The organism is Streptomyces sp. NPDC006140 (assembly GCF_040628815.1).
GTDB lineage: Bacteria > Actinomycetota > Actinomycetes > Streptomycetales > Streptomycetaceae > Streptomyces.
In genome coordinates this window covers 38,344-57,151 of record NZ_JBEXTS010000028.1, presented here as the reverse complement: position 1 = coordinate 57,151, position 18,808 = coordinate 38,344, and the positions used below count along the sequence as shown (strand labels likewise).

14 protein-coding genes are annotated in these 18,808 nt (G+C 72.9%); 9 read left to right on the top strand and 5 right to left on the bottom strand.

Annotated elements, in window-relative coordinates; all coding sequences use genetic code 11:
* Positions 1-16 precede the first annotated feature (16 nt).
* From ABZ386_RS40765 to ABZ386_RS40755, 3 genes are all read right to left on the bottom strand, one after another.
* On the bottom strand, positions 17-580 hold the full coding sequence (locus tag ABZ386_RS40765) for a cysteine hydrolase (RefSeq protein WP_356505947.1): 564 nt from the start codon (positions 578-580) through the stop codon (positions 17-19).
* A 42-nt stretch (positions 581-622) separates the two neighbouring features.
* On the bottom strand, positions 623-3,145 hold the full coding sequence (locus ABZ386_RS40760; protein ID WP_351335325.1) for a SpoIIE family protein phosphatase: 2,523 nt from the start codon (positions 3,143-3,145) through the stop codon (positions 623-625).
* Between the two features lie 97 nt (positions 3,146-3,242).
* On the bottom strand, positions 3,243-7,511 hold the full coding sequence (locus ABZ386_RS40755) for a HAMP domain-containing protein (RefSeq protein WP_351335327.1): 4,269 nt from the start codon (positions 7,509-7,511) through the stop codon (positions 3,243-3,245).
* A gap of 400 nt (positions 7,512-7,911) precedes the next feature.
* Between ABZ386_RS40755 and ABZ386_RS40750 the strand changes: the two genes are divergently transcribed.
* The gene (locus ABZ386_RS40750) at positions 7,912-8,583 is read left to right on the top strand and encodes a pyridoxamine 5'-phosphate oxidase family protein (protein WP_351335330.1); all 672 of its coding nucleotides are present in this window, start codon (positions 7,912-7,914) and stop codon (positions 8,581-8,583) included.
* A gap of 28 nt (positions 8,584-8,611) precedes the next feature.
* Here the strand turns inward: ABZ386_RS40750 and ABZ386_RS40745 are convergent, their stop codons facing one another.
* Complete coding sequence (locus ABZ386_RS40745; protein ID WP_356673990.1) at positions 8,612-9,217, bottom strand: PP2C family protein-serine/threonine phosphatase; 606 nt, start codon at positions 9,215-9,217, stop codon at positions 8,612-8,614.
* 10 nt (positions 9,218-9,227) lie between these two features.
* Here ABZ386_RS40745 and ABZ386_RS40740 point away from each other — a divergent pair, with 10 nt between their 5' ends.
* Positions 9,228-9,827 carry a hypothetical protein gene (locus tag ABZ386_RS40740; RefSeq protein ID WP_358968565.1) on the top strand — a complete coding sequence of 200 codons (600 nt, stop codon included), beginning with the start codon at positions 9,228-9,230 and terminating at the stop codon, positions 9,825-9,827.
* Here the strand turns inward: ABZ386_RS40740 and ABZ386_RS40735 are convergent.
* Positions 9,802-10,896, bottom strand: a complete 1,095-nt coding sequence (locus tag ABZ386_RS40735; protein ID WP_355723624.1) for a glutamate--cysteine ligase — start codon at positions 10,894-10,896, stop codon at positions 9,802-9,804. The genes ABZ386_RS40740 and ABZ386_RS40735 overlap by 26 nt on opposite strands.
* 249 nt (positions 10,897-11,145) lie before the next feature.
* On the opposite strand from ABZ386_RS40735, the gene ctaD reads away from it, so the two are divergent.
* From ctaD to ABZ386_RS40700, 7 genes are all read left to right on the top strand, one after another.
* Positions 11,146-12,861, top strand: a complete 1,716-nt coding sequence (ctaD, locus tag ABZ386_RS40730; protein ID WP_351335341.1) for a cytochrome c oxidase subunit I — start codon at positions 11,146-11,148, stop codon at positions 12,859-12,861.
* On the top strand, positions 12,858-13,232 hold the full coding sequence (locus tag ABZ386_RS40725; RefSeq protein ID WP_351335344.1) for a hypothetical protein: 375 nt from the start codon (positions 12,858-12,860) through the stop codon (positions 13,230-13,232). The genes ctaD and ABZ386_RS40725 overlap by 4 nt, the downstream gene beginning before the upstream one ends.
* Before the next feature lie 268 nt (positions 13,233-13,500).
* Entirely contained in the window at positions 13,501-13,827 is a 327-nt protein-coding gene (locus tag ABZ386_RS40720) for a hypothetical protein (RefSeq protein WP_358968563.1), read from the top strand.
* 107 nt (positions 13,828-13,934) lie between these two features.
* Positions 13,935-15,026 carry a hypothetical protein gene (locus ABZ386_RS40715; RefSeq protein ID WP_358968560.1) on the top strand — a complete coding sequence of 364 codons (1,092 nt, stop codon included), beginning with the start codon at positions 13,935-13,937 and terminating at the stop codon, positions 15,024-15,026.
* Positions 15,027-15,118: 92 nt separating this feature from the next.
* Positions 15,119-15,649 carry a 2Fe-2S iron-sulfur cluster-binding protein gene (locus ABZ386_RS40710; RefSeq protein WP_356505935.1) on the top strand — a complete coding sequence of 177 codons (531 nt, stop codon included), beginning with the start codon at positions 15,119-15,121 and terminating at the stop codon, positions 15,647-15,649.
* Positions 15,646-16,650 (top strand): xanthine dehydrogenase family protein subunit M, encoded by a 1,005-nt coding sequence (locus ABZ386_RS40705; RefSeq protein WP_358968558.1) that lies wholly within the window; start codon positions 15,646-15,648, stop codon positions 16,648-16,650. The genes ABZ386_RS40710 and ABZ386_RS40705 overlap by 4 nt, the downstream gene beginning before the upstream one ends.
* Positions 16,647-18,746, top strand: coding sequence for a xanthine dehydrogenase family protein molybdopterin-binding subunit (locus tag ABZ386_RS40700; protein ID WP_358968555.1), 2,100 nt, complete (start codon positions 16,647-16,649; stop codon positions 18,744-18,746). The genes ABZ386_RS40705 and ABZ386_RS40700 overlap by 4 nt, the downstream gene beginning before the upstream one ends.
* Positions 18,747-18,808 lie beyond the last annotated feature (62 nt).

Here is an 18,808-nt window from a genome sequence, read left to right as displayed (position 1 = left end):
TCGGGACGGCCTCCCGCTATCGCGGTGCGATGGCTTTGAGCCAGTCCTCGACGGTGACGACGTCCGCCCACTGCGGGAACAGCTTCTCGGTGAGCATCGCGTGCACCTCGGGGTCGGTGTCGAGGCAGGCATCCGCCAGGACGGTGAGGCCGAAGTCCAGGTCGATGGCGCGCCACAGGGTGGACAGCACGACGGCGCTGGTGGCGATGCCGGTGAGAACGAGGCTGTCGATGTCGCGTGCCCTGAGGACCAGGTCGAGGTCGCTGCCCGAGAACGCGCTCCCCCGCCTCTTGGTGACCACCACGTCGCCCTGCCGGGGCGCGACCTCGTCATGGATCTCGGTGCCCGGGGCGCCCTCGGTGAACAGGCCGGTCCGCACGACGTTCGCCATCACCCTGTTGCGCGGGCTGACCTCCGGATCGCCCGGCCGTAGCCCCATCACCACGTAGATCACGGGGATGCCGGCGGCCCGGGCACCGTCGATCGCTCCGCGCAGGCGCGGCAGATACCCGGAACCGTCGTCGGCGATGGCCACGACGTCCCGCTGGACGTCCATCACCAGAAGTGCGCTGTTCGCCATGCGTGCCGTCCCTTCTCCGTTGTCAGTACACCTTGGAGTGGTTCAGCCGACCCGGATGCCGACGAGGCACGTGTCGTCGTCGGTGTCCGACCTGCTGTAGGTCAGCAGGCGGTCCAGCTGCTGGTCGAGTGTGCTGGGTGCCGTGCGGGCGGTGGTCAGCAGGTGGGTCAGGGACTCCTCCACGGGTCGGTCACGGCGCTCGACCAGGCCGTCGGTGTACATCAACAGGGTGTCCCCGGCGGCCAGTTGGATCTCGGACTCCTCGTACGCGACCTCCGGCACCGCGCCCAGCAGCAGCCCCCTCACCAGGGGCAGCGGAGCCGCCTCGCTGCCCCGGACGAGCACGGGCGGCAGATGGCCCGCCCGGGCCCAGCGCAGCGTCCGGCGGACCGGGTCGTACAGACCGCACACCGCCGTCGCGGTGACGGAGCCCGTCAGATGGTGCGCCACGATGTTGAGCCACGACAGCAGCTGTCCCGGCCCCGCGCCGGTCACCGCCAGACCGCGCAGCGCGTTGCGCAGGACGACCATGCTGGTGGCGGCCTCGATGCCGTGCCCGGCCACGTCCCCCACGCACAGCAGCACGAACCCGGACGGCAGGACGACGGCGTCGTACCAGTCGCCGCCCACCAGCTGCTCGGTCTCCGCTGGCCGGTAGCGGACAGCCACCTGGAGGCCGCTCACCTGCAATGGCGCCTGGGTGGGAGGCATGATGGCGTGCTGCAACTGCAGGGTCAGCCGGTTGCGTTCGGTGGCCTGCTGCTCGGTGTGCGCCAACTGGTCGCGGGTGGCGGCGAGGGCCACCTCCGTCCAGTGCTGCGCGGAGATGTCCTGGCAGGCGCCGCGGACCAGGAGCAGCCGGTCGTCGGTGTCGAGCACCGGTTCCGCGACGATCCGGATGTGGCGGGTCACCCCGTCGGGCCGCTGCAGCCGGAAGGCCGCGGCCGCCGGCCGCCGGTGGTGCAGCAGCGTGCGCAGGAAGCGGCGGATGGAGACGCCGTCGTCCGGGTGGGCGTGGGACGGCAGTTCCTCCAGGGGCACCGGGGTGCTCGACTGCGGGCGCCCGTAGAGGTCGAACAGCTGCCCGTTCCAGGTGATCTCACCCGTCAGCACGTTCTCCTCGAAACCGCCGATGCGGCCGAGACGCTGGGCGTGCTGGAGCAGGCTCGCCAGGCGCGCCGTCTCGTCCTCGATGCGCCAGATCAGGAGGACGGACGTGCCGTGCCGGCTGATGCTGATGTCGGCGACCGCCGAGAGGGGGACCTGGTCGACGAGGGCGGTGAGGTTCATCCGGCGGGCCCGGAACGGCTCGCCGGTGGCGTAGACCCGCTCGACGCGCTGGAACAGCTCGCTGTCCCCGGCGGCCATCGGGTACGCCTCGAGCAGCAACGCGCCGCTGACGACCGCCCGCGGCCGGCCGGCCGGGTCCAGGAAGCGGTTGTTCACGTGCTGGATGCGGAAGTCGGCCAGGTGCCCGTCGCCGTCCAGGTGGGGCACCAGGACCAGGGCGGGGTCGTGCAGGCCGTCGGCCAGGTCCATCAGCTCCGCGGCGTCCGGCAGGACGCGCGGCTCCTGGGCCCCTGCCTGCGGCGGCGTGTACGTCTCCAGCGTGTGGGCGCACAGCTCGGCCAGCGCCTCCACCTGGCGGACGACCTGCGGGGGCTGCGGTGTCAGGGGCGCCGGCCAGGCGATCTCCAGCACGCCGTGGATACGCCCCCCGGTGCCGGCGGGCAGGGCGACCCTGCCGCCGTCCGGGTGGTAGTGCAGGCCGATGCTGGGCAGTCCGGTCTCCCCGAGGGAGGTGATCCACTGGCCCTCGCGCTCGATGAGGCCCCGTCGCGCCACGGTGACCACGTCCGGCGGGACGTAGCGCCAGCGCGTGGCCTCGGCCGGTGAGAAGCCGGCGCTGCCCGCCAGGGTGAGCGAACCGTCGGAACCCGCGGCCCAGACGGCCACGGCGACCGCGCCGAGGGGGCGCAGCGCCTGCTCCAGCAGGGCGTCGGCGACGGCCTGGGTGTCGTCCGCGGCCAGGACGCCGCTCTCGGCGGCGCGCAGGCGTACGGCGGCCGACTCGGACTCCGCGGCGTCGGCGGCCTTCGTGGCGGCGAGGAACGCGTCCGTCACCTCGGACATGCGGTCGCGGGCGGCCTGGTTGATGACGTCGACGGCGAATTCCAGAGGGGTGACCCGGGCCTGCTCGGCCAGTTCGGCGAGTTGCCGGGCGGCCTGGACGGGCCCGCACTTCAGCCGTTCGACCAGGACGCCCTTGGCGAGCTCGATCAGGGCCCGCCCCTCGGCCTCCGCCTGGGCCGCCCGCACCTCCCGGCTGAGCCGTTCGACGGTGGCCGCCAGCCGGCCCACCGGGGAGGCGGGCGGAACACCGCCGACGTCCGGGAGCGGCCCGTCGAGGGAGGCGAACGGCCCGTCGGCGAGCGCCCACTGCTCGTCGGGAGTCGCCGACGGCCCGCCGGACGTCACCGGCGGGACGGCGGACGCCGGACCGGCGGCGGTGCGCTCGGGCTCACCGCCCTGATCCGGTTCACGCGGCTGCTCGGAGATGCTCACGGTGTGGATGCTCCTCGGCTGGAGCGCCCTGGGGCGCGGAACGACGGGCGCTGCGAAGCGCCCGGCCCGGGGGTGTGCGGGGCGGGCGCCGGTGTCCTCATGCGGGCAGCCAGCGCCGGACGCAGGCGATGAGGTCGCGGGTGTCGACGGGCTTGGTGACGTAGTCGCTGGCGCCCGAGGCGAGGCTCTTCTCCCGGTCGCCGGGCATCGCCTTCGCCGTGACGGCGATGATGGGCAGCTCGGCGTACTGCGGCATCCTGCGGATCTCGGCCGTCGCGGTGTAGCCGTCCATCTCCGGCATCATCACGTCCATCAGCACCAGCGCGACGTCCGGGTTGTTCACCAGTGTCTCGATGCCTCTGCGCCCGTTCTCGGCGTGCAGCACCCGGAAGCCGTGCAGTTCCAGGATCCCGCTGAGCGCGAAGAGGTTCCGCGCGTCGTCGTCGACGACGAGGACGGTACGGCCGGCCGACGCCTCGTCGAGGAGGTCCGGCGCCGGGTGCTGCGGTTCCTCGGGCCGGACCAGGGAGAGCACGTCCCCGGGCTCCTCGGCGGACAGGTGCAGGGCGATGCGCTCGCGCAGTTCGTCGAGGCTGGAGAGGAACTCCAGCGCCCCGCCCGCCGAGCGGGACCGCAGCGTCTCGTCCAGGGACACGTCCACGGGGTGGCTGCTGTGCACCAGGACGGGGACGCTCGCCAGCGCCGGGTCGCCCTCCAGTGCCTGGAGGAACCGGGACGCCTCGGCGTCGCGCATGCCCAGCTCCAGGACGACGCAGTGGCACGGTTCGGCCGCGAGGGCACCGGCCGCCTCCTGCGCGCCGACGGCGGTGATGATGTCGACGGCGGGCCGCTGCCCGCCGTCGGCGCGGCCGTGGGTCAGGTCGGCGACCACGCTCTCCGCGACGAGGGTCAGCAGGCCGCGGGGCCGCTCCTCCACGACGAGCAGGCGCCGGGGCCGCGGTCCGGGCCCGGTCTGGAGCACCGGCACCGGGCGGGACGAGCCTTCGGGCAGCTCGGCCGCTGCCCGCTCCGGAGTGCCGCGGTGGCCGAGCACTTCCTCGAAGTCGGGGCGGGCCACGGGCAGGAAGAGCGTGAACGTGCTGCCCTGGCCGGGTGTGCTGTGCACCGTCACGGCACCCCCGAGCAGCTGGGCGATCTCCCGCGTGATGGACAGGCCCAGGCCGGTGCCGCCGTACTTGCGGCTCGTCGTGCCGTCCGCCTGCTGGAAGGCCCCGAAGATGGTCTCCAGGTTCTGTTCCGGGATGCCGATGCCGGTGTCCTTCACGCGGAAGGCCACCACGGCGCCGCCGCGGATCACGCCGTCGGGCACCTCGTCGTCGGCGGCGGGTTCGATGGCCAGTTCCACGCCGCCCTGCTCGGTGAACTTGACGGCGTTCGACAGGAGGTTGCGCAGCACCTGGCGGAGCCGGGAGTCGTCCGTGAGGAGGTCCGCGGGCGCGCCGGGAGCGGTCGTCACCGTGAACTCCAGGCTCTTCTGCGTCGTCATCGGCCGGAACGTGGCCTCGACGTACTCGATGAGCTGACGCAGCGTCACCCGCTCGGGCGTGACGTCCATCTTGCCGGCCTCGACCTTGGACAGGTCGAGGATGTCGTTGATCAGCTGGAGCAGGTCCGAGCCGGCGGAGTGGATGATCTGCGCGTACTCGACCTGCTTCGGGGTGAGGTTGCGGGACGGGTTCTGCGCCAGCAACTGGGCCAGGATGAGCAGGCTGTTGAGCGGGGTGCGCAGCTCGTGGCTCATGTTGGCCAGGAACTCCGACTTGTACTTGGAGGCCAGCGACAGCTGCTGGGCGCGGGTCTCCAGTTCCTGCCGGGCCTGCTCGATCTGCAGGTTCTTCGCCTCGATGTCCCGGTTCTGCGCCGCGAGCAGGGAGGCTTTGTCCTCCAGTTCCGCGTTGGAGCGCTGGAGTTCCTCCTGCTGTACCTGCAACTCGGTGGAGCGGGCCTGGAGTTCGGCGGTGAGGCGCTGCGACTCGACGAGCAGCTCGTCGGTGCGGGCGTTGGCGACGATGGTGTTGAGGTTGACGCCGAGGGTCTCCATCAGCTGCTCGAGGAAGTCCCGGTGGATCTGCGTGAAGGGGGTGACCGAGGCCAGTTCGATGACGCCGAGGACCTGGCCCTCGACGACGATGGGCAGCAGCACCAGCGCGGTCGGCACGACCTCGCCGAGGCCCGAGGAGATGGTGACGTAGCCGGGCGGCAGCTCGTCCACGGCGATGGTGCGCCGGCTGCGCGCGGCCTGGCCGACCAGGGTGCGGCCGAAGGCGATGCGGGTGGGGCGGCCGCTGTCCTCGGGGTAGCCGTAGGAGCCGACGAGCCGCAGTTCGGGTCCGTCGTCGCCGTCCTCGGCGAGGTAGAAGGCGCCGTACTGGGCGGACACCAGCGGCACCAGCTCGTCCATGATCAGTTCGGCGACGACGGGCAGGTCGCGGTGGCCCTGCATCAGGCCCGAGATCCGGGCGAGGTTGGTCTTGAGCCAGTCCTGCTCCTGGTTGGCCCGGGTCGTCTCGCGCAGGGACTCCACCATCGAGTTGATGTTGTCCTTGAGCTCGGCGACCTCGCCGGACGCCTCCACGTTGATCGAGCGGGTCAGGTCTCCCTCGGCGACCGCGCTGGTGACCTCGGCGATGGCCCGCACCTGCCGGGTCAGGTTGCCCGCCAGTTCGTTGACGTTCTCCGTCAGGCGCTTCCAGGTGCCCGAGACGCCCTCGACCTCGGCCTGACCGCCGAGGCGCCCCTCGGTGCCGACCTCGCGGGCGACGCGCGTGACCTCGTCGGCGAACGCGGACAGCTGGTCGACCATGGTGTTGATCGTCGTCTTGAGTTCGAGGATCTCGCCGCGGGCGTCCACGTCGATCTTCTTCGACAGGTCGCCCCTGGCCACGGCGGTCGTCACCAGCGCGATGTTGCGCACCTGGCCGGTGAGGTTGTTGGCCATCGAGTTGACGTTGTCGGTGAGGTCCTTCCACGTGCCGGCGACGTTCGGCACGTGCGCCTGGCCGCCGAGACGTCCCTCGGTGCCCACCTCGCGGGCCACGCGGGTGACCTCGTCGGCGAAGGCGGACAGCGTGTCGACCATCGTGTTGATGACCTCGGCGAGCGCCGCGACCTCGCCCGCGGCCTCGACGGTGATCCGCTGCGACAGGTCGCCGCGCGCCACGGCGGTGGCGACCTGGGCGATGGAGCGGACCTGGCCCGTGAGGTTCGACGCCATCACGTTGACGTTGTCGGTGAGGTCCTTCCAGGTGCCGGACACGCCGCGCACCTGCGCCTGGCCGCCGAGACGTCCCTCGGTGCCCACCTCGCGGGCCACGCGGGTGACCTCGTCGGCGAACGCGGACAGCTGGTCGACCATCGTGTTGATGGTCGACTTCAGCTCCAGGATCTCCCCACGCGCGTCGACGGTGATCTTCTGGGAGAGGTCGCCCTTGGCGACGGCGGTCGCGACCAGGGCGATGTTGCGGACCTGGCCGGTGAGGTTGCCCGCCATGAAATTCACCGAGTCGGTGAGGTCGCGCCATGTGCCCTTCACGCCCTTGACGTCGGCCTGTCCACCGAGGCGCCCCTCGGTGCCGACCTCGCGGGCCACGCGCGTCACCTCGTCGGCGAACGCGGACAGCTGGTCGACCATCGTGTTGATGGTCGACTTCAGCTCCAGGATCTCCCCACGCGCGTCGACGGTGATCTTCTGCGAGAGGTCGCCCTCCGCCACCGCCGTGGTGACCTGGGCGATGGAGCGGACCTGGCTCGTCAGGTTGCCGGCCATGTGGTTCACGGAGTCGGTGAGGTCGCGCCAGACGCCGGCCACGCCGGGCACCTGGGCCTGGCCGCCGAGGCGTCCCTCGCTGCCGACCTCGCGGGCGACGCGGGTGACCTCGTCGGCGAACGCGGACAGCTGGTCGACCATCGTGTTGACGGTCTCCTTCAGCTGGAGGATCTCGCCGCGGGCGGGTACGTCGATCTTCTGGGAGAGGTCGCCCTTGGCCACGGCCGTGGCCACCTGGGCGATGTCGCGGACCTGGGTGGTGAGGTTGCCCGCCATGGCGTTGACCGAGTCGGTCAGGTCGGCCCAGGTGCCCGAGACACCCGGCACCTCCGCCTGCCCGCCGAGCGTCCCCTCGGTGCCGACCTCGCGGGCCACGCGGGTGACCTCGGAGGTGAACACGGACAGCTGGTCGACCATGCCGTTGAAGACCTTGGCGATGTCGCCCATGAGGCCGTCGGCGTCGTCCGGCAGACGGGTGCCGAAGTCCCCGTCCCGTACGGCCGTCAGGCCCGCCAGGAGCCGCCGCAACTCCTGATCGCCCGGCACCGCATCGACGACACCGGTGCTGTCGCTGGTCATGCGCACCCTCGTTCCGCTCCCCAGGAGTCCCCGCACGCCGAGGACTCGGAACTCACCCGGGCCCGCTTCGGCGGCCCGGCTGCCGTGCCTGCATTTCCGTGGTCACGGATCTGCGCGACGTAGAAATACGCCGCAGGCTAACCCAGGTTTCGAGCCCGGAACAAAGCGTGGGCGACGGTTCGGGCCGGGGGGGAGGTTCCCCGTCCGTCCGCTCCGGCCCTCGCGCAGCGGGAACTGCCGCCGTCCGCCCGACAGGAGGGACGCCGGGCCCGCAAAGGGGCGCGGGAGGGCGGTTGTTCTACCCTCACGTGCAGGGCCGGTGATGCTTTTCGGCCTGCAAGGCGATGAAAATCAGTCACGCGCGCCGTGGCGGAGGCCGCACTTCCTGCCAGGAGGACCCTTGTACGACGACCAGCGGGCAGAGCGCCCCGGAAGCCACGGAGAGCACCGGATCCAGCGCGAGTTGGGCACCGTCGAACGCGCCGACCGGTTCTACGACGAGCAGGTGCTGGACCGGCTCAATCCGCGGATGCGGGAGTTCGTGGCCCGCCAGGAGATGTTCTTCCTCGCCACGGCGGACAGCCGCGGGGAGTGCGACAGCACCTTCCGGGCCGGCCCGCCCGGCTTCCTCCGGGTCCTCGACGACACGACTCTGGCCTACCCGGAGTACCGCGGGAACGGCGTCATGGCCTCGCTCGGCAACATCCGGGAGAACCCGCACATCGGCATCCTGATGATCGACTTCTCCCAGGACCGTATCGGCCTGCATGTCAACGGCCGCGCCCGGCTGGTCACCGATGACGCCATGCGCCGGCGCCATCCGGGCCTGCCGGTCGACCCGGTGCCCGGCCGCCGCCCCCAGATGTGGGTGGAGGTCGAGGTGGAGGAGGCGTACATCCACTGCTCCAAGCACATACCGAGACTCGTCCCGGCACCGCTGCGGCAGAACCCGGCCAGGGAGGGCGGCCCGGCCGCCGAGGGCGAGCAGGCCTGGGGCACCGACGACGTGCGGCGCAAGGGCGGCGACTACTTCGGGGCGGCGGCCCGGCGGCACGGGCTGGCGTCACGCTGAAGCCTCGCGACGGACAGGCCGGGACCGGTCAGTCGTCCTCGTGGTCGGCCGGGTGTCGCCGTGAGGGGTGCAGGCCGGTCAGGTCGGCTGCCGTCCGGGCCGGTTCCAGGTCCGGGCCGATCCATTCGCAGATGAGGGGCGCAAAGTCTCGGGGACGGGCAGCCCGTCGGCGTGGTGGCGGATCAGGAAGTCGGTGAACCGGTCCAGGCCGAATTCCCGGCCGCCCGAGCGGCGCGCCTCGCCTGATGCCGTCGGTGTAGAGCACGACGCGGTCGCCGGGCTGGAGGTGCTCCTCGCACACCGTGCCGGGCAGGCCGAGGCCGGTGCCCATCGGGTGGGCCGGCGGGCAGCCGAGGTGGGTCGTGTAGCGGTTGTCGCGGATGACGATCGGCGGGTGGTGGCCGCGGTTGACCCACCGCAGGCCGCCGGTGCGGGTGTCGGGCGTGGCCAGGACACCGGTGACGTAGCGCCGGTGGTCGTACTGCTCGAGGAGGGCGGCCTCGACGGCGTCCGCCTTGGCGAGGAGGCCGGCGCCCTGGCGGCGGGCGTTGCGGCAGGCTCCCAGCGCGAGGGCCCCGGAGAGTCCGGCCGCGGTGTCGTGGCCCATCGCGTCGAGGATCGTCAGGTGGACCAAGGGCCCGTCGATGGCGTACTCGAAGACGTCGCCGCTGATGTGGGACCAGCCTGGCCAGCGCGTCGCTGGTGGTCCGCTTGCTGACGACGATCAACGAGACGAGGGCGGCCAGCGCCTCCATGTCCGCGCGGGTGCCGGCGTCGTTGCGCCCGGTGCTCACCCGCAGCAGCCCGATGCGTTCGGTCCCGTCCAGCAGCGACACCCACCACTCGAACGTGTCGGCGGGCAGGACGTCGCCGTGCTGGAAGGCCCGCCCGGCGACCGTCCCCTCGACCTGCAGCACGGGCTCGTCCGCGTGGGCCGCGGCCTCGTCGCCGGGGAGGAGGCACAGGGTGTTGCGTTGCAGGTCCGCCAGGTAGATCAGCACGTGGTGGAAGGCGGCGGCGCGTGCGCACGCGGAGGCCCTGGCGGGCAGCAGCTCGATCGGCATGAGGTGACTGGCGTCCAGCAGATCGGCCAGCATCCGCCGCCCGCCCTCGCCCCGCAGGCTCACCGCCCACCTCCGTTCGTCGCACCGGACGGCTGCCCCCGGCGGCCTCCGGCAAGCAGGAGCGCCGAGCCGCGCAAGCCGGCCGGGTGGTCCGTCACGGCATCGTGCCCCGGGCGCTGATCAGGTCGGTGACCGCCGGGAGGCCGCCCCGCGTGAGGGCGGCGCGCTGCCGGTCCGCTCCGGTGCCGTCCTGCAGGAGCCGGTGGATCAGGGACGTGACCTGCCGGGTGTCGCCGGACGCGTCGAGCGCGGGAGCGACGTGGCGCAGGAACTCGTAGAGCATGTCGCCGGCGCGGTGCGGTGTGCCGCCCGGATCGACCAGGGTGTCGTCGAGGCCGTGGCGGGCGGCGTGCCACATGGCGGCCTGGAGCATTTCCGGGGCGCAGTCGGGCACGGGCGCGCCGGCGGCCGTCTCCGCCAGGGCGGTCTCCACCAGGCCCCGGGTGATCGCGGCGAGCATGACCGCCTCGTCCGCGCGCAGCTGGACGTCCAGGCACCGCACCTCGACGGTGGGGTAGCGCGACGACAGGCGGGCCTGCCAGTAGAGCTGGCCGGTGTCGGAGATCAACCCGGCCTCCGCCAGCCGCTCCACGCGCCGGTCGTAGTCCGCGGCGTCCCGGAAGGCCGGGGGCATGCCGCTGACGGGCCAGCGGCTGAAGATCACCGTGCGCCAGCTGGCGAAGCCGGTGTCGTGGCCGTCCCACAGCGGGGAGTTCGCCGCCATGGCCGTCAGGGTGGGCAGCCAGGGCCGGATCCGGTTCAGGACCTGCACACCCGCCTCGCGGTCGGGCACGGCGACATGGATGTGCGTGCCGTTGACCAGCTGCTCCGCCACCAGCTGCGGCGCCTGCGTGACCATCGCCCGGTAACGGGCCTGGTCGGTGACGGCCACGGGACGGCCGTGACGCACCGGCGGTGTCCCGCAGGCGGCGATCCTGCAGCCGTGCTCCTCGGCGGCCACCGAGACGGCGTGCCGCAGCCGCAGCAGATGCCCTCCGACCTCCTCCAGGGTGTCGCACACCGGCGTGGCCACCTCGACCTGCGCCTGCAGCAGCTCGTACTGCACCTCCTGGTCGGCCACGAGATGGCCCACGCCCGCCGCGGCACGCACCTTGTCCGCGTGGGGCACCGGCAGGCCCGTCACCGGGTCGAGCAGCAGGTACTCCTCTTCCACGCCGATCGTCGTCATCGACCACCCTCTGTTCCGCCCGGCTGCCGGGCCGGACCGCCATCCGAGTGCCGCGGTTGCTTCACGACAAACCATGACACATCACGTGAAACGGGTGCTCGGCCACCCGGACGAATGGATCGTTCGGCCGTTCGGCCGAGCGCCTGGCGAGGACACGCGAGGGGGACGGACCGGCAGGGCTAGTTTCCTGCGAGCCGGACACCGCTCCGCCCCTACGTCCACACACCGTTGCTGCCGATCGAGGAACTGATGGCGACCTATACCGAGCCCGTCGCGCCGGTACCCGCGGGCGAGCGCCGCGGCAGGGGAAAGGTGATCGTCACCTGGGTGACGACCACCGATCACAAGAAGATCGGGCACCTGTACCTGATCACGTCGTTCCTGTTCTTCCTGATCGCCGGGGCACTGGCGATGGCCATCCGGGCGGAGCTGGCACGGCCGGGGCTGCAGATCCTCTCCAGCGAGCAGTACAACCAGGCGTTCACCATGCACGGCACGATCATGCTGCTGCTGTTCGCGACGCCCACCTTCGCCGGTTTCGCCAACGCCGTCATGCCCCTGCAGATCGGCTCGCCCGACGTGGCGTTCCCCCGGCTGAACATGCTGTCGTACTGGCTGTTCCTCTTCGGCGGCCTGATCGTGCTCGGCAGTTTCCTCACCCCGCAGGGCGCCGCCGACTTCGGCTGGACCGCGTACACCCCGCTCAGCGGCGGCGAGCGCACGACCCACGTCGGCGGGGACCTGTGGATCATGGGGCTGGCGCTGTCCGGCTTCGGCACGATCCTCGGCTCGGTCAACTTCATCACCACGATCATCTGCATGCGCGCCCCGGGCATGACCATGTTCCGGATGCCGATCTTCACCTGGAACGTGCTGCTCACCTCGGTGCTGGTGCTGCTGGCCTTCCCGGTGCTGGCGGCCGCGCTGCTGGTGCTGGAGGCGGACCGGCGGTTCGGCGCGCAGGTGTTCAACGCCGAGAACGGCGGCGCGGTCCTGTGGCAGCACCTGTTCTGGTTCTTCGGCCATCCCGAGGTCTACATCCTGGCGCTGCCGTTCTTCGGCGTGATCAGCGAGATCATCCCGGTCTTCGCCCGCAAGCCGATCTTCGGTTACACCGGTCTGATCGGCGCCACGATCGCGATCGCCGGCCTGTCGGTGACGGTGTGGGCGCACCACATGTTCGCGACCGGCGCGGTGCTGCTGCCGTTCTTCTCCTTCATGACGTATCTGATCGCCGTGCCGACGGGCGTGAAGTTCTTCAACTGGATCGGCACGATGTGGAAGGGCTCGCTCTCGTTCGAACCGCCCATGCTGTGGGCGGCCGGCTTCCTCGTCACCTTCCTCTTCGGCGGTCTGACCGGTGTCATCCTGGGCTCCCCGCCGCTGGACTGGCACGTCACCGACAGCTACTTCGTGGTCGCCCACTTCCACTACGTGCTCTTCGGCACGATCGTGTTCGCGATGTTCGGCGGGTTCAGCTTCTGGTGGCCGAAGATGACCGGCACCGTCCTCGACGAACGCCTGGAGAAGATCCACTTCTGGACGCTCTTCACCGGCTTCCACACCACGTTCCTGGTGCAGCACTGGCTGGGCGCCGAGGGCATGCCCCGCCGCTACGCCGACTACCTGGCCGCCGACGGTTTCACCGCCCTCAACACCGTCTCCAGCATCGGCGCCTTCCTGCTCGGCCTGTCGACGCTGCCGTTCCTCTACAACGTGTGGAAGACGGCCCAGAAGGGCGAGAAGGTCGAGGTCGACGACCCGTGGGGCTACGGGCGCTCGCTGGAGTGGGCGACCTCCTGCCCGCCGCCGCGGCACAACTTCCTCACGCTGCCCAAGATCCGCTCCGAGTCACCGGCCTTCGACCTGCGTCACCCGGACCTGGCCGGCCTCGACGAGGCGGAGAACACCGGCGGGCGGCGCGATGTGCTCGACGCCGGCGGGCACAAGGGCGAACGGCCGTGAGACGCGGCAGACGCGAGGCCCCGGCCGGCGGGCCGCCTCACGTCCTGGCCGACGAGGTGGAGGGCTATCTCCTCGCCCAGAGCCACCACGACCAGGCGCGGCGCGAGGCCGAGGACCTGTGCGCCCGGATGCCCTGGCTGACCACCGCCCAGGCCGAGGAGGTCGCCGGGCACTACGTCCGCAAGCGCCTCGACGTCACCCGTCAGCTGCTGCTCGGCACGGTCCGGCGGGCCGAACAGCTGCGGCACGAGTACGAGAGCCGCTACGCCGTCCTGCGGCTCGCCCTGCTCAGACGCCACGCGGCCGGTGCGTGCGCCGTCCTCGCCTGCGCCGCCGGGGTGGGCGCGCTGGCGGGTCTGCCGCCCCGCTGAAGGCCGAGCCGGCCCAGGGCCTCGCGGCGAGCGAGCAGGACCCGCCCCGATGCGGATGGTGGGCGGGCCCTGCTCGTGCGCACCATTGTCGAAGAACCCCTGCGGGCCGGGCCACGAGTGAGATCCAAGTGTCTGCGCGCGGCGCGCACACCCCGCGCGCAGGGCGCACTCCCCGCACTCCCGCCCCTGCCCCCGGGCGCCGACCGGGGCCGCAAGGCGCTGCCCCCGTCCTCACATGGCACAGCTCGGCACGGGTACGCGGTGCCCCATGAACGACGACAACACCACGGAACCGAACGACCGCGGGAGCCGGCCGGAGAGCACCGAGGAGGAGCGGGCCGCCGCCCGTCCCTTCAGCTATCCGCACCCGGAGCGGCGCGCCGGTGTGCGCGCCACCCGCCACATCAGCCGCGACGAGGCCGACGCGGACAGCGTCCCCGGCGTGCCGGGCGGCTACGGCACCACCGGCGGCGGTCAGGCCGGCGGCCGGAGCGCACCCCGTCCCGGCGGGGAGGACACCGCCGAGGAGTCGGGCGTGACCGACGTCGTCCCGGGCCGCGAGCCGCGTCCCGACCGGGGAGGTGACCGCTCGTAGGTACGTACGGGACGGGAGCCCCGACCCGGACGCGACCCCGGGTGATCCCCGCCGGCCTGCGGCGACGATACTGGCAGGCACACGTACCCCCGCTCACAGATGGACCCATGCCGACCTCCCCCACCGTCCGCCCCTTGACCCCCGCCACGGTGTGGCTGGCCCGCGGCCGCCGTACCGGGGGCGCCGCGGAAGACGCTCTCCGGCGCTCGTTGCAGCAGCGCAAGGACAGCCAGGACATCGACGACTTCGTGGAGCTGCCCGCCGACGAGGCCGCCCCCGCGGAGCGGGTCTTCGAGGCCCGCTGGCGGGTGGACGACGCGGTGACCGTGCGCGCCCGGCTGAGCCTGGCGCCCGGCCCGGGCGACATGCAGGAGTGGCTGCTGGTCGCGGAGGCCGAGCAGCCCTGGCGGGAGGCGTGGCCGTCCCCGGCGGGCCTGTTCTGGCCGGAGGAGCCGGACACCGCCTGGGTTCAGGACGCCGCCACGCAACTGTCCCTGCGGGAGATCAACCCGCTCCCCCAGGACGACAAGGACACCCGTCGCCTGCTGCGGAACGCGGTGCGCGGCGGCTGGCACATCCACGTCGTCGTCCACGAGGCGATGACCACCGACGAGCGCGGCCGGGTGCCGCTCGCGCGGTGGCTCCCGCCGGGCCTGCGGCACCGTGTGGTGGAGCACCGCGCCGCGCCCCAGCAGCACCGGGGCCTCAACTGGGCCCTGCGCGACCTCGGTGTCGAGGTGCCGCGCGGCGGTGCCGCGGTGCTGCCCGGCACGCCTGCCCCCGAGGGGTACGACGCCCAGGACTTCTCCGTGCGGGCGGTCTTCCTCGACGGCTCGGAGCCGGCCGACCTCGTCGACGCCGTGACGCGGTTCGCGGCGCTCCCGAGACCCCTGCCCGACGGCGCCGAGGACGCCCTCACCGCGCTGCGGGAGGACTGGCACCTGCTGACGCTCCAGGAGGAGCTGGAGCGCCAGCGCGGTCTGGTGGCCATGTACGCCGAGGCGCTGGAGGCCATGACGAAGTCGCGTGACCTGTACCGGGAGGCGGCCGAACGCGCCCACGAGGCCCTGGCCGCCTACCAGGAGTCCGCCGGGGCCGCTCCGGTCCGGCAGGAGCCGTCGGGTCCGCCCGCCGCGTCCCCGCTCCAGCAGCTCACCCGGACCCTCGAACGCTTCAAGAAGGTGAAGTCGGAGCCGTAGCGCCTTCCTCGTGGGGCGCACGTGTCAGTCGGGGGCTGCTGGATACGCGTTCCGTACGGCAGTACGGCCCGCCCGGAAAGGTCCCCGACGACATGGGCAACGACCAGCACCACTCGGCGACGACGCTCCGCGTCAACGGCAAACCCCACACGCTCACGGTCGATCACCGGCGGGTCCTGCTGGACCTCCTGCGGGAGGACCTCGGTCTCACGGGCGCCAAGAAGGGCTGCGACCACGGCCAGTGCGGTGCCTGCACGGTCCTGGTGGACGGGCGGCGCGTGAACAGCTGTCTGCTGTTCGCCGTCGCCCTGGACGGCTGCGAGGTCACCACAGTCGAGGGCCTCTCCGGCGACGGGGAGGAACCGCATCCGCTGCAGCGCGCCTTCCTGGAGCGCGACGCCTTCCAGTGCGGGTACTGCACCCCGGGCCAGATCTGCTCCGCGGTCGGCGTGCTCGCCGAGGCGGGGGCCGGGCACCCCTCGCACGTCACCGATCCCGGGGCGCCCTCGGGTGAGCCGGTGCCGCTGGACCGGGACGAGATCCGGGAGCGGCTGAGCGGCAACCTGTGCCGGTGCGGCGCGTATCCGCGGATCGCCGAGGCGGTGGAGGACGTGATCCCGTGAAGGAGTTCGCCTACGTCCGCGCCGGGAGCGTCGAGGAGGCGACCTCCGCGTACGCCGCGCACGCCGGCGCCCGCTATCTCGGCGGCGGCACCAACCTCGTCGACCTGATGAAACTCGGCGTCGAGACGCCCACCGCGCTCGTCGACGTCACCCGGCTGCCGCTGGACACGGTGGAGGAACTGCCCGACGGCGGGCTGCGGATCGGGGCGACGGTCCGCAACAGCGACCTCGCGACCCACCCCCTGGTACGCGACCGGTACCCGGCGTTGTCGCAGGCGGTGCTCGCGGGTGCCTCCGGGCAGTTGCGCAACGCGGCGACGACCGGCGGCAACCTGCTCCAGCGCACCCGCTGCCCGTACTTCCAGGACCTGTCCAAGCCGTGCAACAAGCGCGAGCCGGGCAGCGGCTGCGGCGCGCGGGACGGCGTCCACCGCGACCACGCGGTGCTGGGGCACTCCGCGCACTGCGTCGCCACCCACCCCTCGGACATGGCGGTGGCGCTGGCCGCCCTGGACGGGCGTGTCGAGCTGCACGGCCCCGAGGGCGCCCGGAGTGTCGCGGCGGCGGACTTCCACCGGCTGCCCGGCGACCGGCCCGAGCGGGACACCGAGATCCGGCCCGGCGAACTGGTCACCGGCGTGGTGCTGCCGGCCGCCGCGGCAGGGCTGCCGTCGGCGTACCGCAAGGCACGCGACCGGGCCTCGTACGCCTTCGCGCTCGCCTCCGTCGCGGTCGTGCTGCGGCTGGCGGACGGTGTGGTCGACCATGCGGGTCTCGCCTTCGGGGCGCTGGCGCACCGGCCGTGGCGGGCGCGGCGGGCGGAGGAGGCGCTGCTGGGCGCGGCCCCCACCCGCGCCGCGTTCGAACACGCCGTCGACCTCGAACTCGCCGCCGCGCAGCCGCTGCGGGACAACGCCTACAAGGTGCCGCTCGCCCGGAATCTCGCCGTGGACGTGCTGTCCCGGCTCACGGACACCGCGCTTTCGAGGAGGGCGGCATGACCGGCAGCGTGGGCGCTCCCGCCGGGCGCCGGGAGGGACGGGAGAAGGTCGGCGGCACCGCCCGCTACGCCGCCGAGTACCACGTCCCCGGGCGGGCCCAGGCCTGGCCCGTGCCGGCGGCCGTCGCCCGGGGGCGGGTGACCGGCGTCGACACGGCGGCCGCCCTGGCCGTGCCGGGGGTGCTCGCCGTCCTCACCCACGAGAACGCGCCGCGGCTCGGGGAGCCGGACGACGCCACGCTCGCCGTGCTCCAGGACCCTCGGGTTCCGCACCGGGGCTGGTTCGTGGCCCTGGTGGTGGCCGAGACCCTGGAGGCGGCCCGGGCCGGTGCCGCCGCCGTCCGCGTCGACTACGACGCCGAGAAGCACGACGTGGTCCTCACCGCCTCGCACCCGGGCCTGTACGTGCCCGAGGAGGCCAACGCCGGTGAGCCGGGCCTGCGCGAACACGGCGATCCCGACGGGGCGTTCGGCTCCTCGGCCGCCCGGGTCGACGTGGCGTACCGGGTGCCGCCGCTGCACAACCACCCCATGGAGCCGCACGCCAGCACCGCCCGCTGGGAGGACGGCCGGCTCACGGTGCACACCTCCAGCCAGGGCACCAACGCCGTACGGGCCGCGCTCGCGGGGCTGTTCGGGCTGCCCGAGGAGCGGATCGTCGTCACCGCCGAGCACGTCGGCGGCGGCTTCGGCTCCAAGGGGACACCACGGCCCGACGTCGTGCTCGCCGCGATGGCGGCCCGGCAGACCGGGCGGCCGGTCACCGTGGCACTCCCCCGCCGGTACCTGCCCGCCGTCGTCGGGCACCGCGCCCCGACCCTGCACCGGCTGCGCCTGGGGGCTGATCCGGACGGCCGTCTCGTCTCCCTCACGCACGAGGTCGCCACGCACACCTCCCGCGTCAAGGAGTTCGTGGAGTACGCGGCGGTCCCCGCGCGGGTGATGTACGCCGCGCCCCACCGCCGTACGGTGCACCGGGTCGCCGCGCTGGACGTGCCGTCGCCGTCGTGGATGCGGGCGCCGGGCGAGGCTCCGGGCATGTACGCGCTGGAGTCCGCCATGGACGAGCTGGCGACCGGACTCGGCATGGACCCGGTCGAGCTGCGCGTCCGCAACGAGCCGGACGTCGAACCCGACAGCGGCAGGCCGTTCAGCAGCAGGCACCTGGTCGAGTGCCTGCGGGAGGGCGCCCGGCGCTTCGGCTGGGCCAGGCGCGATCCCCGCCCGGGCGTCCGCCGGGAAGGGCCCCTGCTGCGGGGCACGGGTGTGGCGGCGGCGACGTACCCCGTCATGGTGGGGCCCTCCACGGCCGCGGCCCGCGCCCTGCCCGACGGGACGTACCTGGTGCGGGTCAACGCCACCGACATCGGTACGGGGGCCCGGACCGTGCTCGCGCAGGTGGGCGCCGACGCCCTCGGGGTGCCGCTGGAGCGGGTGCGCATCGAGATCGGCAGCAGTGAGCTGCCCGCGGCGCCGCTGGCCGGCGGCTCGTCCGGCACCGCCTCCTGGGGCTGGGCGGTGCACGAGGCCTGCGCCCGGCTGGCCCGGCGGCTGGCCGGGCACACCGGGCCGCTGCCCGGGCAGGGCATCGAGGCCCGCGCGGACACCTCCGGCACGGCGGACGCCGAGAGCGACCGGGCGCGGCACGCCTTCGGGGCGCACTTCGCCGAGGTCGCCGTGGACACGGTCTCCGGCGAGGTGCGCGTCGGCCGGCTCCTCGGCGTGTACGCGGCCGGGCGCATCCTCAACGCCCGTACGGCGCGTTCCCAGTTCGTCGGCGGCATGGTGATGGGCCTGGGCATGGCGCTGACCGAGGGCAGCACCGTGGACGCGGCGTTCGGTGACTTCGCCGAGTCGGACCTGGCCTCGTACCACGTGCCCGTGCACGCCGACGTCGGCGAGATCGAGGCGCACTGGCTCGACGAGGACGATCCGTGGCTCAACCCGATGGGCGGCAAGGGGATCGGGGAGATCGGCATCGTCGGGACGGCCGCGGCGATCGGCAACGCGGTCCATCACGCCACCGGCGTCCGCTTCCGTGAACTCCCGCTCACGCCGGACCGGTTGCTGGCCGGGATGCCCGGCCCGCGGGCGTAGCACGCGGGTTGGACCGGGCCCACGGGTGAGCGGATCCGGTCCGGCGCGGTGACCTGGGCGTC